Origin of the sequence: Ideonella benzenivorans (assembly GCF_020387415.1) — a bacterium.
Lineage (GTDB): Bacteria > Pseudomonadota > Gammaproteobacteria > Burkholderiales > Burkholderiaceae_C > Ideonella > Ideonella benzenivorans.
Genome location: NZ_JAGWCB010000020.1, coordinates 204366 through 230653, shown reverse-complemented (window position 1 = coordinate 230653; position 26288 = coordinate 204366). Strand labels below are relative to the sequence as shown.

Here is a 26288-nt window from a genome sequence, read left to right as displayed (position 1 = left end):
CCCCACCCCAGCACCATGTCCGCATTCAAGTACGAGGCCCTCAACGACGCCGGCAAGACCCTGCATGGTCTGGTCGAGGCCGACCATGCCAAGGCCGCCCGGGCCCAGGTGCGGGCCCTGGGCCTGGTGCCCCTGAGCGTCACGCCGGTGGCGATGGACGAGGCCGACGGCAGCACGATGCTGCCCCGCAGCCGTCGCGCCTTCAGCAGCAGCGGTCTGACCGTCTGGACCCGCCAGCTGGCCGGCCTGGTCAGCTCCGGCCTGCCGCTGGAACGGGCGCTGACCGCCCTGGCGGATGAGGCCGAGGAACCACGCCAGCGCGAACTCATCGCCCACCTGCGCAGCGAAGTGAACGCCGGCAGCCCCTTTGCCCGTGCGCTGTCCACCGCCCCGCGCGAATTCGACGACGTCTACCGCGCCGTGGTCTCGGCCGGCGAGGCCAGCGGCGCCCTGGGCCTGGTGCTGGACCGCCTGGCCGACGACCTGGAAGAACGCCAGGCCCTGCGCGCCAAGCTGATCGGCGCGATGCTCTACCCGGCCATCGTCTCGCTGATCGCGGTGGTCATCGTGACCTTCCTGGTCAGCTACGTGGTGCCGCAAGTGGCCTCGGTGTTTGCCAATGGCAAGCACGCGCTGCCCGGGCTGACGGTGGCCATGCTGGCCATCAGCAGCTTCGTGCGCCACTGGGGCCTGCTGGTGCTGGTGCTGGGGGCCGCCGGGGCGGGCGGTCTGGTGCTGGCCCTGCGCAACCCCGGCTTCCGCGCCCGCTTCGACGCCGGGCTGCTGCAGGTGCCGCTGGTGGGCCGGCTCTCGCGCGGCTACAACGCGGCCCGCTTTGCCGGCACGCTGGCCATGCTGGCCGGCGCGGGCGTGCCCATCCTGAAGGCCCTGCAGGCCGCCGCCGAGACCCTGGGCAACCACGCCATGCGGGCCGACGCGATGGACGCGCTGGTGCAGGTGCGTGAAGGCGCGCCGCTGGCCTCGGCGCTGGCCGGCAAGAAGCGCTTCCCCGGCCTGCTGGCCATGTTCGCCCGCCTGGGCGAGCAGACCGGCCAGCTGCCGCTGATGCTCGAGCGCGCCGCGCGCCAGCTCGGCAGCGAGGTGCAGCGCCGCGCGATGGCCTTGGCCACGCTGCTGGAGCCATTGCTCATCGTCGGCATGGGCGGCGTGGTGATGCTGATCGTGCTGGCGGTGCTGCTGCCCATCATCCAGCTCAACACCTGGGTCAAGTGAGGCCGGGCCTCAGGCGCCCAACCTGAACGCTGACACCACGCTGCTCAGGCGGCTGGCCTGGTCCTTCAGGCTTTCGGCCGCGGCGGTGGACTGCTCCACCAGCGCCGCGTTCTGCTGGGTCATCCGGTCCAGGTCGGTGACGGCCACATTGACCTGGCCGATCCCCTGGCTCTGCTCACGGGTGGCCGAGCTGATCTCGCCCATGATGTCGGTGACGCGCTGAACGCTGGTCACGATCTCGGACATGGTGCTGCCCGCATCGCCAACCAGGCGGGAGCCGGTCTCCACCCGCTCGACGCTCGCGCTGATCAAGGTCTTGATCTCGCGCGCGGCCTCGGCAGAGCGCTGCGCCAGGCTGCGCACCTCGCCCGCCACCACGGCGAAGCCCCGGCCCTGCTCGCCGGCCCGGGCCGCCTCCACCGCCGCGTTCAGCGCCAGGATGTTGGTCTGGAAGGCAATGCCATCGATCACACCGGTGATGTCCGCGATCTTCTGACTCGACTGGTGGATGGCATTCATCGTCGCCACCACCTCACCCACCACCGCACCGCCGCGCTCGGCCACCGTGGCGGCAGACGCCGCCAGCTGGTTGGCCTGCGACGCCGCATCGGCGCTGTTGCGCACCGTGCTGGTGAGCTGCTCCATCGCAGATGCCGTCTCCTCCAGGTTGGAGGCGGTCTGTTCGGTGCGGGCGCTCAGGTCCTGGTTGCCGGTGGCGATCTGCGCGCTGGCGGTGGAGATGCTGTCGACCGAGTGCCGGACCTCCTGCACCGTCTGCCGCAAGGCCTCGCGCATGCGGTCGATGGCGCGCATGAGTTGGCCGGTCTCGTCCTTTGCATAGCGCTGACGGGCGGGCTGGCCCAGGTCCATCTGGGCGACCGCCGTGGCCGCCAGCTCCGCCTCACGCAGCGGAACCGTGATGCTGCGGCCCAGTTGCCAGGCCAGGAAGGCCCCCACGCCGACGGCCAGTGCGCCCACCGTGATCAGCACGGTGATGGCCCGCAGCCGCAAGGCCTCCACCTCGGCGGCGGACTGGTCGAAGGTCTTGCGCTGCAGGGTCACCAGGTTCGCGACGCCCGCCAGATAGGCGGCCGAGGTGGGTTCGAACTTCTCGCTGAAGAGCTTGCTGGCGCCCTCGACATCACCAGCCTTCTTCAGCTGGCTGACGGCCTCCCGGGCGCCGAGGTAGGCCTTGCGCAGTGCCGTCACCTTGTCGAACTCGGCCCGCTCTTCGTCGGTGTCCATGGCCGCCTCGATCACCTTCTGAAGGGCATCGGTGTCCCGGATCGCCTTGGCACTGGCCGGGGCGAAGTAGCCCACCAAGGTGGCATCGCTGCTCTTGGCGATGGCGGCGGCCCGCTGCACACCCGCGGTGGTGTTGTTCAGCCAGCCTTCGCCGGCGCGCTCAACCTTGAGCTGGTCGTCCACCATCGCGTGGACTTCCCGCCCCAGGGTGTGGAGCATGGCCACGCTGGCGATGGCGCTGAGCAGTGACAGGCCCAGGATGATGGACAGGACGACCGCCAGGCGACGTCCGATGGTCAGGTTCTGAAGACCCATGACAACTCCCTAGATGTGATGACTCAAATATTTCAGCTGTGAATCAATTGATCGGCTTGCATTCTTGGAGGCCGGCCGGCCGCCGAACGGGAGAAAAGCGGCCGAATGCACCGTCAGAGCGCCCTGCCAATGGCCTGTCTCTTGCTTTCGTCCGAACTGAGCCCGCATCCGACCGCTGATCGCGGTTTGGGTGCGGCGGGTGCTTTGCTGCAATGAAGGCACCGGGGCGGCCGGTGCCGGATTGGATGGAGGTTCGATGTCCACATCTCACGAGCTCATGACCGTTCAGGGCGGATCGATCCCGATCGCCCGGATGCGCAATGTCTACCGCGTCAACGAGGTGGAGCAGCGCCTGGCCAAGCTACCCGACCGGGAGCACGAGCACCTGCGCAGCACCTACGAGCGCATGCTGGAAAAGGGGCCCGAGCGCTTCCAGGTCAAGCCCGCCGGCCTGCCGGCCATGGACCACCTCTACGACGAACTGCCCAACTTCCACGAGGCACTGGACGACCTGCGCCGCCAGATCGCGCTGGTCGAGGACAGCCGCGACGCGCTGGAGATCACCCCCATGCTGCTGCTGGGCCCGCCCGGCGTGGGCAAGACCCATTTCGCCCGCGAGGTGGCCCAGCTGCTGGGCACCGGCATGGGCTTCATCAGCATGAGCGCGCTGACCGCCGGCTGGGTGCTCTCAGGCGCCTCCAGCCAGTGGAAGGGCGCGCGCCCCGGCAAGGTCTTCGAGACCCTGGTGGACGGCCAGTACGCCAACCCGGTGATGGTGGTCGATGAGATCGACAAGGCCCGCGGCGAGCACGCCTACGACCCGCTGGGCGCGCTCTACAGCCTGCTGGAGCACGACACCGCCCACAGCTTCACCGACGAGTTCGCCGAGGTGCCGATCGATGCCAGCCAAGTGATCTGGGTGGCCACCGCCAACGACGAGCGCAGCATCCCCGAGCCCATCCTGAACCGGATGAACGTCTATGAGGTGCAGATGCCCGATCTGGAAGCGGCGCGGGCCATCGCCCGGCGCCTCTACCAGTCGATCCGGGCCGCCCACGCCTGGGGCGAGCGTTTCGACGAGGCGCCTTCGCAGGCGGTGCTGGAGCACCTGGCCGAGGTGGCCCCGCGCGAGATGCGCCGGGCCTGGATGACCGCCTTCGGCAATGCCCGGCTGGATGGCCGCGGCACCCTGCTGCTCAAGGACCTGCCGGCGGCGGGCAGCAGCCGCAAGACCACGATGGGCTTCGTGCACTGAGCCTCAGTTGCGGGCCGGCGCCAGGGTGTAGCCGGCCACCCAGGCCTGCCGGCCCAGAGCCTGGGCCAGGGCATCCAGCGGCGCGGCCTCGCTGCGGCGCTGGATGATGGCCACGAAGCGCCATTCGGTCAGACCGGCCTCGCAACGCAGCGACAGCGAGCCCGGTGCCAGTTCGTAGCCCAGGCCACGCAGGAAGGTGTCCAGCGCGGCGGCCTCCAGGGCCGCCCCGGCGGCGAGTTGGATCGTCACCCCCAAGGCGTGGTGCGAAGGCAGCCAGGCCTCGACCTTGGCGCCCCACATCATGGTGCCCGCGCACAGCAGCGCCAGCAGGATGGCCGCCGCCGCCCAGATGGAGGCCGCCGTGGTCAGGCCGCTGATCGTCAGCCCGTCCTTCATGATGACCCCGGCCCCGAGGAAGCCGATGCCGGTGACGATGCCCTGGATCACCCGGGTCGGATCCCCGGTATGCAGGGCCGCCGTGCCGTCAAAGCCCCCATACCAGGCGCTCGGATAGCCCGTCATCACCGTCAGCGCGGCCGACGCCATGCAGACCAGGCTGTAGGTGCGCATGCCAGCCGCCTGAGCCTGCCCCTACACTGGGGCCCCGGCTTCTCCGCAAGGACAAACACAATGGAATTCGCGGCCTCGACCGCCTGGTGGGTGGCCACCGGCCTGCTGGTGACCCTGGAGTTGACCAGCGGCACCTTCTACCTGCTGATGCTGGCCCTCGGCACGGCGGCCGCCGCGCTGGCTGCCCATGCCGGCCTGGGCCTGGTGGTCCAGATCGCCACCGCTGCTGTGGTGGGCGGTGGTGCCACCGCCCTGCTGCAACGGCAACGCCGGCTGCGTCCGCGGGGCGCGCCCGAGGCCCAGAACCGCGACCTGCACCTGGACATCGGCGCCACGGTGCAGGTGACCCGCTGGAACCCCGACGGCACCACCCGGGTCGAGCACCGGGGCACCCAGTGGAACGCCCGCCTCGAACACGGCACCGCCGGCCACCCTGGGCCGCACCGCATCAGTGCGGTCGAGGCCACCGGCCTCGTGCTGGTGCCACTGCAATCCGCCCCCTGATCCCCGAACCCCTCACCCGAAGGACTGCCCCATGGAAATCGCCCTCGTGCTGCTGGTCATTGCGGCCATCTTCGTCAGTCAGGCCGTCAAGATCGTGCCGCAGCAGAACGCCTGGGTGGTCGAACGCCTGGGCAAGTACGACCGCACGCTGACGCCCGGCCTGGCCTTCGTCACCCCCTTCATCGAGCGGGTGGCCTACAAGCATTCGCTCAAGGAGGTTCCGCTGGACGTGCCCAGCCAGGTCTGCATCACCAAGGACAACACCCAGCTGCAGGTCGACGGCATCATCTACTTCCAGGTGACCGACCCGATGCGGGCCAGCTACGGCTCGAGCAACTACGTGTTCGCCATCACGCAGCTGGCGCAGACGCTGCTGCGCTCGGTGATCGGCAAGATGGAGCTGGACAAGACCTTCGAGGAGCGCGACCAGATCAACGGTGCGGTCGTCAGCGCCCTGGACGAAGCCGCCGCCAACTGGGGCGTCAAGGTGCTGCGCTACGAAATCAAGGACCTGACCCCGCCGGCCGAGATCCTGCGCTCCATGCAGGCCCAGATCACCGCCGAGCGTGAGAAGCGGGCGCTGATCGCCGCCTCCGAAGGCCGCAAGCAGGAGCAGATCAACATCGCCACCGGCGAGCGCGAGGCCTTCATCGCCCGCTCCGAGGGCCAGCGCCAGGCCGAGATCAACAACGCCCAGGGCCAGGCCGCCGCCATCGTGGCCGTGGCCGAAGCCACCGCGCTGGCCATCCGCCAGGTGGCCCAGGCCATCCAGGCCCCGGGCGGCGAGCAGGCGGTGCAGCTCAAGGTGGCCGAGAAGGCGGTGGAGGCCTACGCCCAGCTGGCCCAGAAGAACAACACCATGATCGTGCCCGGGCACATGGGCGAGGTGGCCGGGCTGATCGGCACCGCGATGGCGCTGATGAAGGGCGGCGCCACCCCCGGCCCGCGCTGAGCGCCGGGCCACCCCACCATGGCCGCCACCCCCACCGACCGCCTGATGGTCGCGATCTCCTCGCGGGCCTTGTTCGATTTCGAGGAGGAGAACCGGCTGTTCGAGACCGGCGACGACCAGGCCTACATGGCCCTGCAGATGCAGCGCCTGGACCAGCCCGCCGCGCCGGGCGTGGCCTTCTCGCTGGTCCAGAAGCTGCTGGCCTTCAACCGCGACCAGCCGCGGGTGGCGGTGGTCATCCTCTCGCGCAACGACCCGGTCTCGGGCATGCGGGTGTTCCGCTCGGCCCAGTCGCACGGGCTGACGCTGGAGCGCGGCGTCTTCACGCGGGGTGAAAGCCCCTGGCGCTACCTGCGGCCGCTGCAGGCCCATCTCTTCCTGTCGGCCAACGACACCGATGCGCGCTCGGCCCTGGCCGCGGGCGTGCCGGCCGCGCGGGTGCTGCCACATGCCAGCCGGGCGTCCGACGCCCACCCCGACGAATTGCGCATCGCCTTCGACGGCGACGCGGTGCTGTTCTCCGACGAGGCCGAGCAGATCTTCCAGCGCGATGGCCTGGCCGCCTTCCAGCAGCACGAGACCGAGCAGGCGGCCCGCCCCCTGCCGCCCGGCCCCTTCAAGCCCCTGCTGGATGCGCTGACCCGGCTGCGCCAGAGCACGCCCGAGACCGGCATGGGCCTGCGCACCGCGCTGGTCACCGCCCGCGGCGCGCCGGCCCACGAGCGCGCCATCCGCACGCTGATGGCCTGGCAGGTGCCGGTGGACGAGGCCATGTTCCTGGGCGGCTGGGACAAGGGGCCCTTCCTGGCCGAGTTTGAGCCCGATTTCTTCTTCGACGACCAGACCCGGCATGTCGAAAACGCCGCCTCCCATGTGCCCTCCGGCCATGTCGACGCCGGCACGATGAACGCGCGCTGAGCCCGGCCCGCGCGGCTGGCGACAATACGCGGTTTCGCCCGCGGCCCACCCGGTCGCTGGGCGGTCCTGTTCCGACCTGTCACGACCCGCATGACTTCACCTGCCTCCGCCGGCGGCACCCCCGCCACGACCACCCGACGACACCCCCCCGGCCTCCAGGTCATCTTCATGACCGAGATGTGGGAGCGCTTCAGCTACTACGGCATGCGCGCCCTGCTGGTGCTCTACCTCGTGAACGCCCTGGGCTATGCGCGGGCCGATGCGCTGCGGCTCTACGGGATCTACACCGGCCTGGTCTACATCACCCCGCTGATCGGCGGCTACCTGGCCGACCGATGGCTGGGCGCCCGGCTGGCGATGGTGATCGGCGGCGTGGTGATGATGCTGGGCCACTTTGCGATGGCCTTCGAACCGCTGCTGCATGTCGCGCTGGGCCTGCTGATCGTCGGCAACGGCTTCTTCAAGCCCAACAGCACCTCGCTGGTGGGCATGCTCTACGCGCCGGGCGACCCGCGCTGCGCGGGCGGCTACACCATCTTCTACATGGGCGTGAACGTGGGCGCCTTCTTCTCGCCGCTGGTGGCCGGTTCGCTGGGCGAGCGCCTGGGCTGGCACTGGGGCTTCGCCAGCGCCGGCGTGGGCATGGCCTTCGGCCTGGCCGCGCTGCTGTGGCGTCAGGCCCGGCTGGGTCGCGCCGGCCTGCGCGAGGGCCAGTCGGCGATCGGCTGGGCCGACCTGCCACGCATCGCCCTGTGGAGCGTCGGCAGCCTGGCACTGGTGCTGGCGGTGCTGGCCGGCGGCCATCTGCTGGCGCCGCTCTGGGCCCAGCTGGGCAACGCCGGCCGCACGCTGGCGGGCCTGGCTTTGTTGGGCGTGGCCCTGATCGGGCTGAAGCGCCCCGGGCGCGACCACGCCGGCCCCGCCCTGAGCCGGGCCGAGCTGTCTGCCATCGCCGCCATCGCCATCACCACGCTGTTCGTGATCGTGTTCTGGATGGGCTTCGAGCAGGCCGGCGGCTCGATGAGCCTGTTCGCCGACCAGCAGACCGACCGCCACCTGGCGGGCTGGGAGATCCCGGCCTCCTGGTTCCAGAGCATCAACCCGCTGGCCATCATGGTGCTGGCGCCGCTGTTCTCGGCCCTGTGGCTGCGGCTGGACCAGAGCCGCTACGCGCTGCCGGACCCGGCCAAGATGGGCCTGGGCATGATCGTGCTGGGCCTGGGCTTCGTGCTGATGGCCGCCGCGCAGAACCGGGCCCAGGCGCTGGGCTCGGTCGGCCCGCTGTGGCTGGCCGGCGTCTACGTGCTGCACACCATTGGCGAGCTGATGCTCTCGCCGGTGGGCTACGCCATGGTGTCCAAGGTGGCGCCGACCCGGCTGATGGGCCTGCTGATGGGCGTCTGGCTGGCCGGCATTGGCGTGGCCAACTACCTGGCCGGCGCGCTGGAAGGCCTGCTGGCCGGCAGCGGCATCCCGCCCTTCGTGTTCCTGTTCAGCTCGTCCATCGGCGCTGGCGTGCTGCTGTTGCTGATCACGCCCTGGCTGACGCGCCTGGGCCGGGCGGCACGCTGAAGCCGCCCGACGCGCCCCGGTTCTCTTGATGGGGCTCAAATCCCCACCCGCGTCCTGCGCTCAGACTGCGCCGCAGCCGACCGGTGTTCGCCCATGAGGTGGCCACCGGTCTTTGCCACGCAACCCTCTGTCGCCAGGAAGCTGCCATGAGCACCACGATCTTCTTCATCCCCAGCGTCAACCTGATGGGCACCGGCTGCCTGAAGGACGCCGCCCTCGACATCCAGTCCAAGGGCTGGCGTCAGGCCCTGGTCGTCACCGACGCGCCGCTGGTGCGCACCGGCCTGGTGGCCAAGGTGACCGAGCTGCTGGGCCAGCACGGCGTCACCTCGGTGGTGTTCGACGGCGTCAAGCCCAACCCCAACGTGGCCAACGTGGAAGCCGGTCTGGCCCTGCTGAAGACCCACGCCTGCGACTTTGTGATCTCGCTGGGGGGCGGCTCGCCGCACGACTGCGCCAAGGCCATCGCGCTGGTCGCCGCCAACGGCGGCCACATCACCGACTATGAGGGCCTGGACAAGTCCGCCAAGCCGCAGCTGCCGCTGGTGGCCATCAACACCACCGCCGGCACCGCCAGCGAGATGACGCGCTTCTGCATCATCACCGACGAGACCCGCCACGTGAAGATGGCCATCGTCGACAAGCACACCACCCCGGTGCTGTCGGTCAACGACCCGGAGCTGATGCTGGGCATGCCGGCCTCGCTGACCGCCGCCACCGGCATGGACGCGCTCACGCATGCGGTCGAGGCCTATGTCTCCACCGCGGCCAACCCGATCACCGACGCCTGCGCGCTCAAGGCGGTCACGCTGATCAGCCAGCACCTGCGCACCGCCGTGGCCCAGGGCCAGGACGTGGCGGCCCGCGAGGCCATGGCCTATGCCCAGTTCCTGGCCGGCATGGCCTTCAACAACGCCTCGCTGGGCTATGTGCACGCGATGGCCCACCAGCTGGGGGGCTTCTACGACCTGCCGCACGGCGTCTGCAACGCCATCCTGCTGCCGCATGTGCAGGCCTTCAACGCCCGCGTGGCGGCCGCCCGCCTGGGCGACGTGGCCCGCGCGATGGGGGCGGACACCGCGGGCCTGAGCGACGCGCAGGCCGCGGACGCCTGCCTGGCCGCCATCCGCCAGCTCAGCGCCGACGTGGGCATTCCGGCCGGTGTGGGCAGCCTGGGCGCCAAGGAGGCCGACATCCCCACCCTGGCCACCAACGCCATGAAGGACGCCTGCGGCCTGACCAACCCGGTGCAACCGACCTTCGAGGAAGTCTGCGCGATCTTCCGCGCCGCGCTCTGAACGGCCCCAGGTGCGGCGCGGGTGGCAGCCCGCGCCGCACCCTTCAGCCAAATACCTTTTTGAGGATCGCGCTGCCGGTGCCCACCGGGTCGCGGCGGATCTTCTTCTCTTCCTGGCCGATCATCAGATAGAGGCCATCCAGCGCCTTGCGGGTGACGTACTGCTGGACGTTGGCATCCTCCTGCGCCACCAGGCCCAGACCACTGGCCTTGCCGGCCACCGCGTTGTACTTGGCCGCCAGGTCCACCTTCTCGGTGGCCTGGGTGACGATGGGCAGGAAGCGGTCGGTCAGCGGCGCGCGGGTTCTGCGGGCGAAGAAGTCGGTCACCGAGGTGTCGCCGCCCTTCACGATGCCCACCGCATCCTCGACCGACATGGTCTTGACCGCCTGCACCAGCAGCGTCTTGGCCTCGGGCACCGCCGCCTCGGCGGCCCGGTTCATCGCGGTCACCAGTTCGTCGACCCGCTTCTGCTGGCCGGTGAACTTCAGCAGCTGCGCGGCCTCCTTCAACCCGCTGGGCAGCGGAATGCGCACCTGGGGGTTGCCCAGAAAGCCGTCGGGCCGCCCCAGCAGCGCCACCGCACTCGACGCGCCCCGCTCCAGCGCCGTCTTCACCCCCAGCGAAGCGTCCGCCTCGCTGAGCCCCGCGGCCCGTGCCAGCGGCCAGCCCAGGCCGGCCCCCAACATCCATCCCCCCAACCAGCGGCCACAGTCCCGTCGTTGCATCCAGGTCTCCCATCTCGGATCAGTTGTCACTGTCGCGCATCGTGCGCCTGCCCGCCAGGGGCTGGCAACCCGTCCACCGGACACACGTCGCGCGCGTTTCGGGTACAACCCGCTGCAGCCTTCTTCGTTTCGGCACCCGACCGTGCTTGCCCAGCCCTCTTCCGCCCCCCCCGCCCCCGCTGCCGCTTCCCGAACCGCTCGCTGGGCCCATGGCTGGAGCCGCTGGCGCCCCTGGCTGCTGGCCGGGCTGGGGCTGCTGCTGGCCGCGTTGGTGGGCGAGGCACTGCACCACCTGCTGCAGGAGGTGCGCTATGGCCAGGTGATGGCGGCGGTGCGGACCACCCCGGGCCAGAACCTGCTGTGGTCGCTGCTGGCCACTGTGGCCAGCTACTTGGCACTGACCCAGTACGACAGTTCGGCCCTGCGCTATGCCGGCGCGCAGGTGGCCCGCGGCACCGTGGGCCTGACCTCGTTCGTGGCCTATGCGCTGTCCAACACCATCGGTCTGGGCCCGCTGTCGGGCGGTGCGGTGCGCATGCGGCTCTACACCCACGCGGGGCTGGAGCCGGGTCAGATCGCCCGGGTGATCGGCTTCAACACGGCCGCCTTCGTGCTGGGCATGCTGGCCTTCGGCGCCCTGGGGCTGTGGTGGGGCGCGGAAGCCGTGGCCCCGCTGCTGCGGCTGCCCGCCCCGCTGCTGCAGGCTGGCTCGCTGGCCATGCTGGGGACGCTGGCAGGCTTTCTCTGGCTGTGTCACCGGCAGCGCACCATCGTCTGGCACTGGGGCCCCGGCCGGCGCTGGCGGCTGGGGCTGCGCCTGCCCCCGTTCGGGCTGGCGCTGCGCCAACTGGCGATCTCTGCGGTCGAGCTGACGGCCTCCGGTCTGGCGCTGTGGTTCCTGCTGCCGGAAAGCGCCCTGCCGCTGTTCAGCTTTCTGGCGCTGTATGCGGTGGCCATCGCCGCCGCGCTGATCAGCCATGTGCCGGGCGGCCTGGGCGTGTTCGAGGCGGTGATGCTGCTGGCCGCCGGCCCCGACCTGCCCACCGCCAAGCTGCTGGGTGCCCTGCTGCTCTACCGCGGCCTGTACTACGTGCTGCCCCTGGTGCTGGCCAGCGGGCTGCTGGTGGGCTACGAACTGCGCGCCGGCACCGTGGCCCCAATGGGCCGGGCGGCCGTGCGCCAGAGCCCGCGCCTGCTGGCCGCGCTGACCCTGGTCGCGGGGCTGTGGCTGATGGTCTCCGGCGTCACCCCCTTCACCCGCGATGCGCGCGCAGTGCTGGTGGCACTGAATGTGCCGCTGCCACTGATCGAGGCCTCCCACTTCCTGGGCAGCGTGGCCGGGCTGGGGCTGCTGATCGTGGCGCGCGGCCTGCTGCACCGGCTGGACGCCGCCTGGTGGGCGGCCCTGGGCCTGTCGCTGGTCGCCGCCGTGCTGGCCCTGCCCAAGGGCATCGCCCTCAACGAGGCCGCGCTGCTGAGCGTGCTGGCGGTGTTGCTGGTCGTCTCGCGGCGCCAGTTTGACCGCCGCTCCTCCCTGTTCGCCCAGCACCTGGAGCCTGAGTGGCTGCTGGGGCTGGCCGGCGTGCTGCTGGCCTGTGTCTGGGTGCTGTTCTTCGCCTACAAGCAGGTGGCCTACAGCAACCACCTGTGGTGGGAATTCGAGCTCGACGCCCAGGCGCCGCGCTCGCTGCGGGCGCTGACCGCGATTGCGCTGCTGTCACTGGCCCTGGGCCTGTGGCAGCTGCTGCGGCCGCGGGCCGGCGAACTGCCACGGCCCACGGCCGAGGCGCTGGCCCGCGCCGCGGACCTGGTCCAGGCCGGGCCGCGGGCCGAAGGCTGCTTCGTGCTGATGGGTGACAAGCGCCTGCTCTTCTCGCCCTCGGGCCGCAGCTTCCTGATGTACGGCCGCCAGGGCCGCACCTGGGTGTCCCTGTTCGGCCCTTTTGGCGAACGCCGCGAGTGGCCCGACCTGGTCTGGCAGTTCATCGAGCTGGCGACCGCCAACGGCGGCCGCGCGGCCTTCTACCAGGTGCGCCCGGGCGAACTGCCGCTCTACCTGGACTGCGGTCTGCAGGCCATCAAGCTGGGCGAATATGCGCAGGTGCCTTTGCCGGAATTCAGCCTCAAGGGCGGCAAGCGGGCCAACCTGCGGGCTGGCGTGAACCGGGGCGAGCGCGAGGGGCTGAGCTTCGAGGTGGTCCCCGCCGAGGCGGTGGCACCGCTGCTGCCCGAACTGCAGGCCATCTCCGACGCCTGGCTGCAACAGCAGCAGGGCCGGGAAAAGGGCTTCTCGGTCGGGCGCTTCGACCCGGCCTACCTGGGCCAGTTGCCCGTGGCCCTGGTGCGCCAGCACGGGCGGCTGGTGGCCTTCGCCAACCTGCAGGTCACCGCCTGCAAAGAGGAGGCCAGCATCGACCTGATGCGCCACCGCCCCGAGGCGCCGGCCGGCACGATGGACTTTCTGTTCGCGCGCATCATGCTGCACCTGCAGGCCGAGGGCTACCAGCGCTTCGGCCTGGGCATGTCCCCGCTGGCCGGCATGGCCGAACGGCGCCAGGCGCCGCGCTGGCAACGCCTGGGCCGCCTGCTGTACAAGTACGGCGACCGCTTCTACCGCTTTCGCGGCCTGCACAGCTTCAAGGACAAGTTCGAACCCCAGTGGGAGGCCCGTTACCTGGCCACCCCGGGCGGATTGGCCCCGGTGTTCGTGCTGGCCGACATCGCCGCGCTGATTGGCGGCGGCCACCCTGACGACCCTGAATCCCGATGACACGACGCACCGCCTCCCACGCCACCTGGCACCTGGCCAGCGGCTTGGCCGCCCTGGCCCTGGCCGGCTCCTCGGCCCTGGCGGCCGAACCCGCCGCGCAGAAGATCTCGCACGGCCTGTTCACCGATGTGCTGGTGCAACGCCCGGCCGGCGCGCCCCAGCAGTTCGTGCTGCTGCTGCAAAACGAGGCCGAGGGCCCCTCGCCCAGCGAGCGGGCGCTGGCCGACCGCCTGGTGAACAAGGGCGCCATGGTGGCCAGCGTGCCGCTGCCGCCGTTCTACCAGCGGCTGGCGGCCCAGGACGGCAAGTGCACCTACCCGGGCGGTGCCTTCGAAAACCTGGCCCGCCACATCCAGGCCCAGGACCATCTGCCGGCCTACCTGCTGCCCACGCTGGTCGGCAACGGCCCCGCCGCCGCGCTGACCTACGCCGCCCTGGCCCAGGCGCCGGCGGGCACCTTTGCCGGCGGTCTGTCGGTGGGCTTCTGCCCGCATCTGACCCAAGCCCCCCCGCTGTGCGCCGGCCCCACGCTGAAATGGCGCAGCGCCGACAGCGGGGTCGATCTGCAGCCTGCGCCGGTCGCCCTGCCCACCCACTGGCTGGCCCTGGGCTCGGGCGAGGCCTGCACGGCAGGCCAGGCCCAGGCCTTCGTCCAGCGCGTGCCGCAGGCCCGCTGGCTGGCCAGCCCGGGCAGCGCCGCCGGGGCCTTGCCCGCCGGGCTGGACGCGGCCTGGGCCACGCTGGCCGTCAAGCAGGTGCCGCTGGGCCCGCCCCCGACCCAGCTGTCGGACCTGCCGCTGATCGAACTGCCCACGCCCGACGATGGTCTGGGCCAGCCCGCCGGCGGCCACGGTGCCGCGCCGTTCGCGGTGCTGCTGTCGGGCGACGGCGGCTGGGCCAGCATCGACAAGGGCATCGCCAAGGCCCTGGTGGCGCAGGGCGTGCCGGTGGCGGGGATGGATTCGCTGCGCTACTTCTGGAGCGAACGCACCCCGGCCGGCCTGGCGGCCGACCTGGACCGGGTGATCCGCTACTACGCCGCCCGCTGGGGCCGCAGCCAGGTGATCGTGATCGGCTATTCGCAGGGTGCCGACGTGCTGCCTTTCGCGCTCAACCGCCTGCCGGCCGCCACCCGCGCCCGGGTGCAGCTGGCCGCCTTGCTGGGGCCGGGGCAGAAGGCCTCGTTCGAGTTCCACGTCGCCAACTGGATCGGGCCCAGCGGCGACAAGCCCATCGCCCCGGAGGCCATGAAGCTCGCGGCCAGCCACACCCTGTGCGTCTATGGCCAGGACGAGAAGGACTCGCTGTGCCCGGCACTGGCGCCCGACCATGCCCGCGTGCTGCCGCTGACCGGCGGCCACCACTTCGGTGGCGACTATGAGGGCCTGGCCCGCAAGATCCTGGAAGCAGCCGGCCACTGAGGGCATGATCCCGCCATGGATGACTTCGAGCTCAATCCCGATTTCTTCAAGCCCCCCGCCTTCCAGCCGGCAGAGGCCTTGCAGCGCCTGCGGCGCGAACTGCGCGCGACCGGGCTGACCGAACGGGAGGGCCGCTTCGAACGGCAGGGGCAGGCCCTGCTGCGGGATCTGGCCGTGTCGGCCGATGGCACGATGCTGACGCTGTCACTGGCCCGGCGCCTGGCCCGCACGCCGGAATGGCAGCCCCGCAGCCTGCGCGACAGTGCCCAGCTGCGCGACCTGCTGGCCGAGGTCAAGCAGCGCCTGGCCGCCGCCCGCGAGGACGACTGAGCACGCGCGTCTCGGTCCCGGTCAGTGTCAGTGCACCGTCATCGGGATGGTGACCGGGCCGTCGTTGACCAGGTGCACCTGCATGTGGGCGGCGAACTCGCCGGTGGCCACCTGAGGGTGGCGCTGGCGGGCCTGGGCGACCAGGTGGTCGTACAGCGCCTGCCCCAGCGCGGCCGGCGCCGCACCGGTGAAGCTGGGCCGGTTGCCGCTGCGGGTGTCGGCCGCCAGCGTGAACTGGGACACCAGCAACAGCCCCCCGGGCGTGCCCGCGCCATCCAGGTCCTGCACGCTGCGGTTCATCTTGCCGGCGTCGTCGCTGAAGATGCGCAGCTTGAGCAGCTTGTCCAGCAGCCGGTCGGCCTGGGCCTCGGTGTCCTGCGGCTCGGCGCAGACCAGCACCAGCAGGCCCGGCCCGATGGCGCCCGTGACCCGGCCGTCCACCGCCACCCGGGCCTCTTGCACCCGCTGAATCACTGCGATCACGACAATTCCCCAAAGATCAGCGCCCAGGCGCGCAGTTCAGTCACGTCCCGTGGGCCGCTGCGTTCAGAAGTTGGTGATGGCCAGCAGCTCGACCTCGAAGGTCAGCGTGGCATTGGGCGGAATCACCCCACCCGCCCCCTTGGCGCCGTAGGCGATGGACGGCGGGCAGGTCAGCCTGGCCTTGCCGCCGGCCTTCATGCGCTGCAGGCCCTCGGTCCAGCAGGGAATGACACGGTTGAGCGGAAACTCGGCCGGCTCGCCGCGGCGGTAGGAGCTGTCGAACTCGGTGCCGTTGGCCAGGGTGCCGCGGTAGTGGACGCGCACCGTGGCCGAGGCGGTCGGCGAGATGCCCGTGCCGGCCTTCAGTTCCTGGTAGACCAGCCCGCTGGGGGTGGTGACCGGTGCGGGCAGGGCCGAAGCGGCCTGGGCCCACAGCGGCAGACACAGGGCCAGGGCCCCGCCAACGAACGACAGACGCGACATGGAAGATCCTTCTTTCAACGCAGAGTGCGGCCTCTTCAGGCCAGCGTGACACGGGCGAACTTGCGCTTGCCCACCTGCAGCACGAAACAGCCGGCCTCAACCTTCAGACCCTTGTCGCTGACCACCGTGCCATCGATGCGCACGCCGCCTTGCTCGACCATGCGCAGGCCTTCGCTGCCGCTGGCCACCAGGTTGGCGGCTTTCAGCAGCGCGCCGATGGCCATCGGGGCACCGCCGAGCGCCACCTCGGGGATGTCGTCCGGGATGCCGCCCTTGCTGCGGTTGACGAAGTCCTGCTCGGCCCCTTCGGCCGCGGCGGCGTTGTGGAAGCGCGCGGTGATCTCCTTGGCCAGCGCCACCTTGGCGTCACGCGGGTTGCGCCCGCCTTCGACCTCGGCCTTCAGCGCGGCGATCTCGGCCTCGGAGCGGAAGGACAGCAGGGTGTACCAGCGCCACATCAGCTCGTCGCTGATCGACATGACCTTGGCGAACATGGTGTTGGCCGGCTCGGTGATGCCGATGTAGTTGCCCTTGGACTTGGACATCTTGTCCACACCGTCCAGGCCCTCCAGCAGCGGCATGGTCAGGATGCACTGCGGCTCCTGGCCGTACTCGGCCTGCAGATGGCGGCCCATCAGCAGGTTGAACTTCTGGTCGGTGCCGCCCAGCTCCAGGTCGCTCTGGAGCGCCACCGAGTCGTAGCCCTGCATCAGCGGGTAGAGGAACTCGTGCACCGAGATGGCCGTGCCGCTCTGGAAGCGCTTGGTGAAGTCCTCGCGCTCCAACATGCGGGCCACGGTGTACTTGGCCGCCAGCTGGATCATGCCGCGCGCACCCAGCGCGTCGCACCACTCGCTGTTCCAGCGCACCTCGGCCCGGTCCAGGTCCACCACCAGGCGGATCTGCTCGAAGTAGGTCTTGGCATTGGCCTCGATCTGCTCGCGGGTCAGCGGCGGGCGGGTGGTGTTGCGGCCGGAGGGGTCGCCGATGGTGGTGGTGAAGTCGCCGATCAGCGGGATCACCGCCAGGCCCAGGTCCTGCAGCTGGCGCATCTTGTTGAGCACCACCGTGTGGCCCAGGTGCAGGTCCGGCGCGGTCGGGTCCATGCCGAACTTGATGCGCAGCGGCACGCCGGTGGCGTCCCAGCGTTGCAGCTTCTTCACCCACTCGGCCTGGGGCAGAAGTTCGGCGCAACCGCGCAGGCTGATGGCCAGGGCCTCCTGCACACGGTCGCTCAGGGGAAGGTCGGAAGGCTCGGCCCCGACGGAAGCCGGGACTGCATCAAGATCGGACATGGTGGTGGCTGAGGTGTCTGGACCGCCCGGTGGCCCCGGTGGCCCCGGTGGCCAAAAGCGCGCTTGGTATACTCGGCCGATCGGTTACTGACCGGCATCGTGGCCAAGCCCGGGCGTGAAACGTCCGATTCTACGAGGGAGTCCACAGGGTGCCGGAATCGTCGCCCCGGGGCCGCGGCCTGCGCCGCAGGCCCTGGATCGTTTCAGGCGCCGGTGGCCTGGTTGCTTCAGGGAGCAGCCGCCCCGCCGCCCGACACCTCTGCTGACTTTCCGGACGGGGCCTGGCCCCGGCAGTTGACCTTGAATTCGTTGTTGGGCTCTTCCCGTTTTTCGCTCCGCCCGCTGCAGAACCTGCTGCGCGCGGCCACCCAGACCCTCCGCCGGCATCCCCGCGCCGTCACCGGCAGCATCGTCGCCTTGCTGGCGGGCACCGGTGTCACCGCCTTCGGCATTGCACCACTGGCCCCGGATGCGAGCGACCTGCCCCGGCGCCTGATCGTCGAGGACGTCACCCCCGAAGCCATCGCGCCGCAGCTGGAGGCCCTGGCCGGTGCCACGCTGACGCTGCACCGCACCGAGCAGACCCGCGCCAGCGACACCCCCGACACCCTGCTGCGCCGCCTGGGCGTGGTGGACGCCGCTGCCGCCGCCTGGATCCGCAACGACCCGATCGGTCGGCGGCTGTTCGAAGGCGGCGCCGGCAAGCTGGTCACCGTCAGCAAGGCGGCCGATGGCCGCCTGAGCGAGCTGGTGGCCCGATTCCCCACCACCGACGACGAAAACGGCCATCCCCGCTTCGCCCGCTTGCGGGTGGAACGTGACGCGCACGGCCAGTTCGCCTCCCACCTGGAGCAGGCGCAGCTGGAATCCACCCCCCGGCTGGCGAGCGGCACCATCCGCAGCTCGCTGTTCGCCGCCACCGACGAGGCCGGCCTGCCCGACGCCGTGGCCACGCAGATGGCCGAAATTTTCGGCAACGACATCGACTTCCGCCGCGACCTGCGCAAGGGCGACAGCTTCCGGGTGGTGTTCGAGACCCTGACGGCCGACGGCGAGCCCGTGCCCTGGAGCCAGGGCAGCGGCAAGGTGCTGGCCGCCGAGTTCGTCAATGCCGGCCAGCCCCACCAGGCGGTCTGGTACGCCGGCGCCGGCAAGGGCGGTTATTTCGACTTCAACGGCGAGAGCAAGCGGCGCGCCTTCATCTCCAGCCCGGTGGCCTTCTCGCGGGTCAGCTCGGGCTTCGCGATGCGCTTCCACCCCATCCTGGGCGTCTGGAAGAAGCACCTGGGCGTGGACTACGCCGCCCCGATCGGCACCGCGGTGCGCACCGTGGGCGACGGTGTGGTCAGCTTCGCCGGCGTACAGAACGGCTACGGCAACGTGATCATGGTCCAGCATGCGGGCGACCGCACGACCGTCTATGCCCACCTGAGCCGCATCGGCGTGCGCAAGGGCCAGAAGGTCGGCGCGGGCGACGCCATCGGCAACGTCGGCATGACCGGCTGGGCCACCGGCCCGCACCTGCACTTCGAATTCCGCCTGCATGGCGAGCAGAAGGACCCGGTGGCCATCGCCAAGGCGTCCGAGACCGTGCGCCTGGATGGCAGTCAGCGCAACCGCTTCGCCCAACTGGCCCGCACGGCGCAGTCCGAGCTGGATGCCGCGACCGGGCTGAACGGCATGCCGGGCCGCTTCGAGTAAGCCGCTGCCATGGGCGCCGCCGAGCAGTTCATCGGCCTGATGTCCGGCACCTCGCTGGACGGGGTGGACGGTGTGCTGGCCCGCTTCGACGCCCAGGGCCGGCCCCGCGTGCTGGCCCATGCGCACCGCCCCTTCCCGGCCGCGTTGCACGACGAGCTGCTGGCGCTCAACAGCCCCGGCTCCGACGAGCTGCACCGTGCCGCCCTGGCGGCCAACCAACTGGCCGAGGTGCAGGCCAACGTGGTGGCCGACCTGTTGCAGCAGGCGCAGGCCACGCCCGCACAGGTGCTGGCCATCGGCTCGCACGGCCAGACCGTGCGCCACCGCCCAGGCGAATTCGACGGGCGCGGCTACACCCTGCAGCTGAATCAGGGGGCGCTGCTGGCCGAGCGTTGCGGCATCGACGTGGTCTGCGACTTCCGCAGCCGCGATGTGGCGGCCGGCGGCCAGGGCGCACCGCTGGTGCCGGCCTTTCACGCCATCGTCTTTGGAGGCCAGACCACCGATGGCGCGGCACTCAACCTGGGCGGCATCGCCAACCTGACGCTGCTGCCGCCCGCGGGCGATGCCCGGCCGGTGCGCGGCTTCGACTGCGGCCCCGGCAATGCGCTGTTGGACTTCTGGATCCAACGCGAACGTGGCCTGCCCTATGACGCGAGCGGGCAATGGGCGGCCAGCGGCCAGGTGCTGCCCGTGCTGCTGGCCCGCCTGCTCGATGAGCCCTTTCTGCGGCTCCCGCCGCCCAAGAGCACGGGGCGCGATCTGTTCAACCCGGTCTGGCTGGCCGGCCGGCTGGAGGGCCTGCCGCCTGCCACCGCCCCACAGGACGTGCAGGCCACCCTGGCCGAGTTCACGGCCCGCTGCGCTGCCGAGGCCCTGCAAGCCGAGGCCCCGCGCACCCGCACCCTGCTGTGCTGCGGCGGCGGCGCCTTCAACGACGACCTGATGGCCCGGCTGCAGCGCCTGCTGCCCGCCACGACGGTGGCCAGCACGGCCACGGCCGGCCTGCCCCCGCTGCAGGTGGAGGCCGCGGCCTTTGCCTGGCTGGCCTGGGCCTTCTGCCACCGCCAGCCCGGCAACCGGCCGGAGGTCACCGGCGCAGCCGGTCTGCGGGTGCTGGGCGCGCTCTACCCCGCCCGCTGAGGCCCCCAAAACAAACAGGCCACCCGAAGGTGGCCTGCATGGGAGCCGAGGTGCGGCCTCAGACCGAGAAGCTGGAACCGCAACCGCAGGTGGTGGTCGCGTTCGGGTTCTTGATCACGAACTGCGAACCCTGCAGGTCTTCCTTGTAATCGATCTCAGCGCCGACCAGGTATTGCAGGCTCATCGCGTCGATCAGCAGCGTCACACCAGCCTTGCTCATCTGGGTGTCGTCCTCGTTGACGACCTCATCGAAGGTGAAGCCATACTGGAAGCCCGAGCAGCCACCGCCCTGCACGAAGACACGCAGCTTCAGGTCGGGATTGCCTTCCTCAGCCACCAGATCAGCCACCTTGGCGGCGGCGCTGTCGGTGAAGATGATGGGCGACGGCATTTCGGTGCTGACGGTTTCAGTGGTCTCGGCGACGGCGGTCATTCAGATGTCCTTCGAGGTGATGCATGCGCGCCCAGCCATCGACCGGGCCGCCTGCATGGGAAATGGGTGCGGGGCGCCGGCTTTCAAGGCGCAGGTCGACATGTTCCCATGCCAGCCCATGACCTTGCCAGAGGCGCGGATTTGAAAACGACAAAGGCCGCCCAGCACGGAGGCTGAAGCGGCCTTGGATCCTGGCTGTGGTGCCAACGTTGGCACCACAGGATCGCGATCAGCGCTTGCTGAACTGCTTACGACGACGAGCGCCGTGCAGACCGACCTTCTTACGCTCGACTTCACGGGCATCGCGGGTCACGAAGCCGGCTTGGCTCAGCGCAGACTTCAGGGCGGTGTCGTAGTCGATCAGGGCGCGGGTGATGCCGTGACGGACGGCACCGGCCTGGCCGGATTCACCACCACCGCACACGTTGACCTTGATGTCGAAGGCTTCGACGTTCTCGGTCAGCACCAGCGGCTGCTTGACCACCATGATGGAGGTCTGACGGCCGAAATACTCGTCGACGGGCTTGCCGTTGACGACGATCTGGCCAGTGCCCTTCTTCAGGAAGACACGGGCCACAGACGACTTGCGGCGGCCAGTGCCGTAGTTCCAATTACCGATCATCACCGCTCCTTAGATTTCCAGCGCCTTGGGCTGCTGGGCGGTGTGCGGATGCGTGTCGCCCGCATACACCTTCAGCTTCTTGATCATCGCGTAGCCCAGCGGCCCCTTGGGCAGCATGCCCTTGACGGCCTTCTCCAGGGCACGGCCCGGATGCTTGGCTTGCATGTCCTTGAACTTGGTGCCGTAGATGCCACCCGGGAAACCGGAGTGACGGTAGTACACCTTGTCGTTGGCCTTGTTACCCGTCACACGCAGCTTGTCTGCATTGACGATGACGATGAAATCGCCGGTATCCACGTGAGGGGTGTAGATGGCCTTGTGCTTGCCGCGCAAACGGAGTGCCACTTCGCTGGCAACACGTCCGAGCACCTTGTCGGTGGCGTCAATCACAAACCACTCGTGGACCACCTCGGCCGGCTTGGCGCTGAAGGTCTTCATGAGAGTCTCTGAGAACAGAAAAAACGGCTGTATGAGCAGCAGGCCCCGGCCCCATCGGTGCTGCTTGGAAAGGCGGTGGCCACGAAGGTGCTCACCGCCGGCAGCCTCTCAGGCATTCCGGTCAGACCCGCCAGGCGGCCCCCATGCATCATGAAGGCTTGGCCAGACAGGCGCTGCTCTCCCCGCCGATAACGGGAAAGCCGGTAAGTATAGCTGCTTCGGCAATGTAGAAACAAGTCCATTGTGTGGCAAGCCGCACACCCCGCCTGGAGCAGACTCCGTGAAAACCCTGTACAGTCCGGGTAAACCCTAGACCTGACACGGGCCTGTCACGCCTGCCGATGGCCATGCACACACTTCACAGCCTCTCCCCCGCCTCCGCCGGCCACGGCCCATGGATTCCCGTCCGTTCCCTGAGCGAGGCGAACCGTTCGGACGTGCTGAGCCACTTGATGGCCCTGTCGCCAGCCGACCGCTATCTGCGCTTCGGCTATGCCGCCAGTGACACCCAGATTGAGCGCTATGTCGCCTCGCTGGATTTCGGGCGGGACGACATCGCCGGTGTCTTCAACTGGAAGCTGGAACTGATCGCGATGACCCATGTGGCCTACCTGTCGGCCCATGGTGAGGACACCCACACGGCCGAGTTCGGCGTCTCGGTGGCAGCCCATGCCCGCGGACGCGGCTACGGCGCCCGGCTGTTTGCCCATGCGGTGCTGCGCGCCCGGGTCCGGGGCGTGGACACGATGATCATCCATGCCCTGACCGAAAACACCGCCATGCTGCGCATCGCCCGCAAGGCAGGCGCCACCGTCGAGCGGGATGGCCCGGATTCCGAGGCCCGACTGAAGCTGCCGCCCGAGTCCTTCAGCGCGCGGTTGGAGGCCATGATGGCCGACCAGGCCGCCGAGTTCGACTACAGCGTCAAGAGCCAGGCGCAGTTCATGCGCCTGATGGGTTCGTGGATGCGCGGCGACCTGGCCTGGTCCACCGAGAAGACAGCGCCCCAGCGCAGGTCGGAGACCATCGAGTAAGCCCGGTGGTGGGGCCGGCGTACCATGCGCCGATGTCCCATCCCCTCCCCTTCGCCGGTCTGGACCCAGCCACCGTGCTGGATGCCCTGTACCAGGCCGGCCTGCCAGCCGATGGCCGGCTGCTGCAGCTGAACTCCTACGAGAACCGCGTCTGGCAGGCCCATCTGGACGACGGCCGGGTGGTGGTCGCCAAGTTCTACCGCCCCGGCCGCTGGACCGATGCCCAGATCGCCGAGGAACATGCCTTCGCGTGCGAACTGGCCGAGGCCGAGCTGCCCGTGGTGCCCCCCCTGGTGCTGCAGCCGCTGGCCGACCAAGGCCCGCTGACGCTGTCGCCCGCCACGCCGACGCTGGCCCATTTCCACGCGGCCGATGGCAGCCTGTTCCGGCTGTCCGTCAGCGAACGACGGGTCGGCCGGGCCCCCGAACTGGAGAACCCGGAAGTCCTGGCCCGCCTGGGCCGCCTGCTGGGGCGCCTGCATGCCGTCGGCACACGCGGCCGCTTCCTGCACCGGCGCACGCTGGATCCGCAGACCCTGGGCCACCTGCCCCGTCAACGGCTGCTCGACAGCGGCCGCGTGGACCCGGAGATTGACCATGCCTGGGTCCGCACCAGCGCCGAGGCCTTGGCCCTGGTGGATGCGGTCTGGGCCCGGCATGCGCCGGCACGGCAACTGCGCCTGCATGGCGACTGCCACCCTGGCAATGTGCTCTGGCGCGAGGAAGGTGCCTGGGCCGGCCCCAATCTGGTGGACCTGGATGACTGTGGCACGGGCCCGGCCGTCCAGGATCTGTGGATGCTGCTGCCCGGCGAGCGCGGCGCGGTGAGCGCGGCGCAGGACCCGCTGCTCAACGGCTACCGCGAGTTCATGCCCCTGGACGAGCAGGAGTTGCTGCTGATCGAGCCGCTGCGCACGCTGCGCATGATCCACCACAGCGCCTGGATCGCCGAGCGCTGGGAAGACCCCGCCTTTCCCGTCGCCTTCCCCTGGTTTGACAGCCCGTCCTACTGGAGCCAGCAGGCCAACGAGTTGCGCGAACAGATCGAGCGTCTGCAGGATTTGCCTTAGGATGCCTCCATACCCGCCGCAGTACACAAGGGAACGACGAGGGGACACCGAGCAATGAAGTTCACGGCATGGATCAAGGCGCTGGCCGGGCGCAGCCGCGGTGACCACACGGTGGCACCCGACACCGAGACGCCCGTCACCCAGACACCGGAGGAAGAGACCCAGAGCGAGGTGGGTGGGCTGGATTTCGCCGCCGCCATCCGGGCGCACCAAGCCTGGAAGGGCCGCTTGCTGGCGGTGGTCGAGGGACAGTCGCAGGAGGTTCCCGTCTCCGCCGATGTGTCACGCGACGACCTGTGCGTGCTGGGGCGTTGGCTGCACGGCCCAGGCAGCCAGGCCTTCCAGGGTGAACCGTTGTTGGACACCGTGCGCACCACCCACGCGCGCTTTCACCTGCTGGCCGGCGCGGTGCTGCGCGCGGTCGAGGAAAACCGCATCCAGGATGCCCGCCAGCTGCTGACCACCGATTACCAGCGGGCGTCGGTGCAGGTGCAGGGCAAGCTGGCCGAGCTCTTCCTGCATGCCACCGGGGCGGAGCGGACCTCGTCCTGATCCGCCCCGGGGGGTGCGCGCGTTCAGGCCGCGGGCACCAGCAGGCGCGTCACGCGCTGCACATAGGCGGCCGGGTCGTCGAGCTGGCCGCCTTCGGCCAGCAGGGCCTGGTCGAACAGGATCTGCGCCAGATCGTCGAAGCGCGGGTCGTCGGCCAGGCGCTTGACCAGTGCATGCTCGGGGTTCACCTCGAGAATGGGCCGTGCCTCCGGCGCGGCTTGGCCGGCCTGCTTGAGCAGACGGGCCAGGTGGGCGCTCATGTCGCCCTCTTCCACCACCACGCAAGCCGGTGAATCGACCAGGCGGGAGGTCACCCGCACATCCTTGGCGCGGTCCTTGAGCGCCTCCTTCAGGCGCTCAAGCACCGGCTTGAAGGTCTCGGCCGCTTCTTCGGCCGCCTTCTTCTCGGCCTCGTCCTGCAGCTTGCCCAGGTCCACCGCACCCTTGGCCACGCTTTGCAGCGCATGGCCTTCGAACTCGTGCAGATGCGACAGCATCCACTCGTCCACGCGGTCGGTCAGCAGCAGCACCTCGATGCCCTTCTTGCGGAAGATCTCCAGCTGCGGGCTGTTCTTGGCGGCGGCCAGGCTGTCGGCGGTGATGACGTAGATGGCCTCCTGGCCTTCCTTCATGCGGGCCACGTAATCGGCCAGCGACACACCCTCGTCCGCGTGGGTCGAGGCGAAGCGCAGCAGCTTGGCGATGCGCTCCTGGTTGGCGAAGTCTTCGCCCAGACCTTCCTTCAGCACGGCACCAAAGGCGTTCCAGAACTGCTGGTACTTGGCCTTGTCGTCGGCGTTGTCGCTGTCGGCCAGACCTTCCAGCATGGACAGCACGCGCTTGGCCGAGCCGTCACGGATGACCTTCACATCGCGGCTTTCCTGCAGCAACTCGCGGCTCACGTTGAGCGGCAGGTCCGCCGAGTCGATCACGCCCTTGACGAAGCGCAGGTAGACCGGCATCAGCGCCTCGGCGTCGTCCATGATGAAGACGCGCTTGACGTAGAGCTTCACGCCGCCGCGCTTGTCGCGGTTCCACAGGTCGAACGGGGCCTTGGACGGGATGTAGAGCAGCTGCGTGTACTCACTGCGGCCCTCGACCCGGTTGTGGGTGTAGGCCAGCGGGGGGTCGCTGTCGTAGCTGATCTGCTTGTAGAAGTCCTGGTATTCGGCGTCGGTGATGTCGCTCTTGGCGCGGGCCCACAGCGCCGCGGCCTTGTTGACGGTTTCCCACTCGTCGGTGACGACCTGCTGGGCCGCCTCGGCGTCCCAGGTCTCCTTCTTCATCAGGATCGGCAGCGAGATGTGGTCGCTGTACTTGCTGATGATGGCCTTCAGACGCCAGGTGGACAGGAACTCGGCCTCCTCGTCGCGCAGGTGCAGGATGACGTCCGTGCCCCGTTCGCCGCGGGAGATCGTTTCCAGTTCGTACTCGCCGGTGCCTTCGCTGCTCCAGCGCACGGCCTGATCGGCCGGCAGCCCGGCGCGGCGGCTTTCCACCGTGATGCGGTCGGCCACGATGAAGCCGGAGTAGAAGCCCACGCCGAACTGGCCGATCAGGTTGGCGTCCTTCTTCTGGTCGCCCGAGAGCTTGGCCATGAAATCGCGCGTGCCGCTCTTGGCGATGGTGCCCAGGTGGGCCGCGGCCTCCTCGGCGCTCATGCCGATGCCGTTGTCGCGGATGGTCAGGGTCTTGGCCTGGGCATCGAAGAAGACCCGGATCTCCAGGTTGGGCGATTCTTCGTACAGCGCGGGATTGTCCAACGCCTCGTAGCGCAGCTTGTCGCAGGCGTCCGACGCGTTCGAGACCAGCTCGCGCAGGAAGATTTCCTTGTTCGAGTACAGCGAATGGGTCACCAGGTGAAGGATCTGCTGGACCTCGGCCTGGAAGGAATGGGTTTGCTTGCTCATGGGCTTGGGTGGAT

The 26288-nt window shown here is 69.8% G+C and carries 24 protein-coding genes and 1 pseudogene; 15 read left to right on the top strand and 10 right to left on the bottom strand.

All coding sequences use genetic code 11. From position 1 onward, the window contains the following. The first annotated feature begins 15 nt into the window (after window positions 1-15). Entirely contained in the window at window positions 16-1233 is a 1218-nt protein-coding gene (gene gspF, locus KGA65_RS19875; RefSeq protein ID WP_225864862.1) for a type II secretion system inner membrane protein GspF, read from the top strand. 9 nt (window positions 1234-1242) lie between these two features. Here the strand turns inward: gspF and KGA65_RS19870 are convergent, their stop codons facing one another. Then, window positions 1243-2793 (bottom strand): methyl-accepting chemotaxis protein, encoded by a 1551-nt coding sequence (locus KGA65_RS19870; RefSeq protein WP_225864861.1) that lies wholly within the window; start codon window positions 2791-2793, stop codon window positions 1243-1245. Window positions 2794-3049: 256 nt separating this feature from the next. Here KGA65_RS19870 and KGA65_RS19865 point away from each other — a divergent pair, with 256 nt between their 5' ends. Next, entirely contained in the window at window positions 3050-4048 is a 999-nt protein-coding gene (locus KGA65_RS19865; RefSeq protein WP_225864860.1) for an AAA family ATPase, read from the top strand. A gap of 3 nt (window positions 4049-4051) precedes the next feature. Here the strand turns inward: KGA65_RS19865 and KGA65_RS19860 are convergent. Next, window positions 4052-4621: pseudogene (locus tag KGA65_RS19860) on the bottom strand (MgtC/SapB family protein); the annotation flags it as partial. A 57-nt stretch (window positions 4622-4678) separates the two neighbouring features. On the opposite strand from KGA65_RS19860, the gene KGA65_RS19855 reads away from it, so the two are divergent. From KGA65_RS19855 to yiaY, 5 genes are all read left to right on the top strand, one after another. Beyond that, the gene (locus KGA65_RS19855) at window positions 4679-5122 is read left to right on the top strand and encodes an NfeD family protein (RefSeq protein WP_225864858.1); all 444 of its coding nucleotides are present in this window, start codon (window positions 4679-4681) and stop codon (window positions 5120-5122) included. 31 nt (window positions 5123-5153) lie between these two features. After that, window positions 5154-6074, top strand: a complete 921-nt coding sequence (locus KGA65_RS19850) for an SPFH domain-containing protein (RefSeq protein ID WP_225864857.1) — start codon at window positions 5154-5156, stop codon at window positions 6072-6074. An 18-nt stretch (window positions 6075-6092) separates the two neighbouring features. Next, the gene (locus tag KGA65_RS19845) at window positions 6093-6992 is read left to right on the top strand and encodes a 5'-nucleotidase (RefSeq protein WP_225864856.1); all 900 of its coding nucleotides are present in this window, start codon (window positions 6093-6095) and stop codon (window positions 6990-6992) included. Between the two features lie 90 nt (window positions 6993-7082). Further along, complete coding sequence (locus KGA65_RS19840) at window positions 7083-8564, top strand: peptide MFS transporter (protein WP_225864855.1); 1482 nt, start codon at window positions 7083-7085, stop codon at window positions 8562-8564. Between the two features lie 146 nt (window positions 8565-8710). Then, complete coding sequence (gene yiaY / locus KGA65_RS19835) at window positions 8711-9862, top strand: L-threonine dehydrogenase (protein WP_225864854.1); 1152 nt, start codon at window positions 8711-8713, stop codon at window positions 9860-9862. A 43-nt stretch (window positions 9863-9905) separates the two neighbouring features. On the opposite strand, the gene KGA65_RS19830 is transcribed toward yiaY, so the two are convergent. After that, window positions 9906-10589 carry a DUF4197 domain-containing protein gene (locus KGA65_RS19830; RefSeq protein WP_375142662.1) on the bottom strand — a complete coding sequence of 228 codons (684 nt, stop codon included), beginning with the start codon at window positions 10587-10589 and terminating at the stop codon, window positions 9906-9908. 142 nt (window positions 10590-10731) lie between these two features. Between KGA65_RS19830 and mprF the strand changes: the two genes are divergently transcribed. Genes mprF through KGA65_RS19815 form a run of 3 tightly spaced genes read left to right on the top strand, consistent with a single transcriptional unit; the run spans window position 10732 to window position 15110 of the window. Next, window positions 10732-13359 (top strand): bifunctional lysylphosphatidylglycerol flippase/synthetase MprF, encoded by a 2628-nt coding sequence (mprF, locus tag KGA65_RS19825; RefSeq protein ID WP_225864853.1) that lies wholly within the window; start codon window positions 10732-10734, stop codon window positions 13357-13359. Further along, window positions 13356-14780, top strand: coding sequence for a virulence factor family protein (locus KGA65_RS19820; RefSeq protein WP_225864852.1), 1425 nt, complete (start codon window positions 13356-13358; stop codon window positions 14778-14780). Before mprF ends, KGA65_RS19820 begins: the two co-directional genes overlap by 4 nt. Window positions 14781-14795: 15 nt before the next feature. Then, window positions 14796-15110, top strand: coding sequence for a hypothetical protein (locus KGA65_RS19815; RefSeq protein WP_225864851.1), 315 nt, complete (start codon window positions 14796-14798; stop codon window positions 15108-15110). 27 nt (window positions 15111-15137) lie between these two features. Here the strand turns inward: KGA65_RS19815 and dtd are convergent, their stop codons facing one another. The 3 genes from dtd to tyrS all read right to left on the bottom strand — a co-directional run bounded on the left by dtd (window position 15138) and on the right by tyrS (window position 17371). Beyond that, window positions 15138-15593, bottom strand: a complete 456-nt coding sequence (gene dtd, locus KGA65_RS19810; RefSeq protein WP_225864850.1) for a D-aminoacyl-tRNA deacylase — start codon at window positions 15591-15593, stop codon at window positions 15138-15140. Between the two features lie 63 nt (window positions 15594-15656). Beyond that, window positions 15657-16076 (bottom strand): FKBP-type peptidyl-prolyl cis-trans isomerase, encoded by a 420-nt coding sequence (locus KGA65_RS19805; protein ID WP_225864849.1) that lies wholly within the window; start codon window positions 16074-16076, stop codon window positions 15657-15659. Between the two features lie 35 nt (window positions 16077-16111). Beyond that, a complete protein-coding gene (gene tyrS / locus KGA65_RS19800) occupies window positions 16112-17371 on the bottom strand; it encodes a tyrosine--tRNA ligase (RefSeq protein WP_225864848.1) in 1260 nt (419 codons plus the stop codon). Window positions 17372-17683: 312 nt separating this feature from the next. Between tyrS and KGA65_RS19795 the strand changes: the two genes are divergently transcribed. Together KGA65_RS19795 and KGA65_RS19790 are read left to right on the top strand one after the other, a co-directional pair. Continuing rightward, the gene (locus tag KGA65_RS19795; protein ID WP_225864847.1) at window positions 17684-19072 is read left to right on the top strand and encodes a M23 family metallopeptidase; all 1389 of its coding nucleotides are present in this window, start codon (window positions 17684-17686) and stop codon (window positions 19070-19072) included. A gap of 9 nt (window positions 19073-19081) precedes the next feature. Beyond that, window positions 19082-20215, top strand: a complete 1134-nt coding sequence (locus KGA65_RS19790) for an anhydro-N-acetylmuramic acid kinase (protein WP_225864846.1) — start codon at window positions 19082-19084, stop codon at window positions 20213-20215. A 58-nt stretch (window positions 20216-20273) separates the two neighbouring features. Here KGA65_RS19790 and erpA read toward each other — a convergent pair whose 3' ends face one another. The 3 genes from erpA to rplM all read right to left on the bottom strand — a co-directional run bounded on the left by erpA (window position 20274) and on the right by rplM (window position 21708). Then, entirely contained in the window at window positions 20274-20648 is a 375-nt protein-coding gene (erpA, locus tag KGA65_RS19785; RefSeq protein ID WP_225864845.1) for an iron-sulfur cluster insertion protein ErpA, read from the bottom strand. Between the two features lie 229 nt (window positions 20649-20877). Beyond that, on the bottom strand, window positions 20878-21270 hold the full coding sequence (rpsI, locus tag KGA65_RS19780) for a 30S ribosomal protein S9 (RefSeq protein WP_225864844.1): 393 nt from the start codon (window positions 21268-21270) through the stop codon (window positions 20878-20880). A 9-nt stretch (window positions 21271-21279) separates the two neighbouring features. Continuing rightward, entirely contained in the window at window positions 21280-21708 is a 429-nt protein-coding gene (gene rplM / locus KGA65_RS19775; protein WP_022981447.1) for a 50S ribosomal protein L13, read from the bottom strand. Window positions 21709-22160: 452 nt separating this feature from the next. Between rplM and KGA65_RS19770 the strand changes: the two genes are divergently transcribed. Genes KGA65_RS19770 through KGA65_RS19760 form a run of 3 tightly spaced genes read left to right on the top strand, consistent with a single transcriptional unit; the run spans window position 22161 to window position 24364 of the window. Continuing rightward, entirely contained in the window at window positions 22161-22742 is a 582-nt protein-coding gene (locus KGA65_RS19770; protein WP_225864843.1) for a GNAT family N-acetyltransferase, read from the top strand. Window positions 22743-22774: 32 nt separating this feature from the next. Further along, a complete protein-coding gene (locus tag KGA65_RS19765) occupies window positions 22775-23812 on the top strand; it encodes a serine/threonine protein kinase (protein ID WP_225864842.1) in 1038 nt (345 codons plus the stop codon). Window positions 23813-23866: 54 nt separating this feature from the next. Beyond that, window positions 23867-24364 carry a CZB domain-containing protein gene (locus tag KGA65_RS19760; protein WP_225864841.1) on the top strand — a complete coding sequence of 166 codons (498 nt, stop codon included), beginning with the start codon at window positions 23867-23869 and terminating at the stop codon, window positions 24362-24364. Window positions 24365-24387: 23 nt separating this feature from the next. Here the strand turns inward: KGA65_RS19760 and htpG are convergent, their stop codons facing one another. Further along, window positions 24388-26274, bottom strand: a complete 1887-nt coding sequence (gene htpG / locus KGA65_RS19755; protein ID WP_225864840.1) for a molecular chaperone HtpG — start codon at window positions 26272-26274, stop codon at window positions 24388-24390. Window positions 26275-26288: the final 14 nt, after the last annotated feature.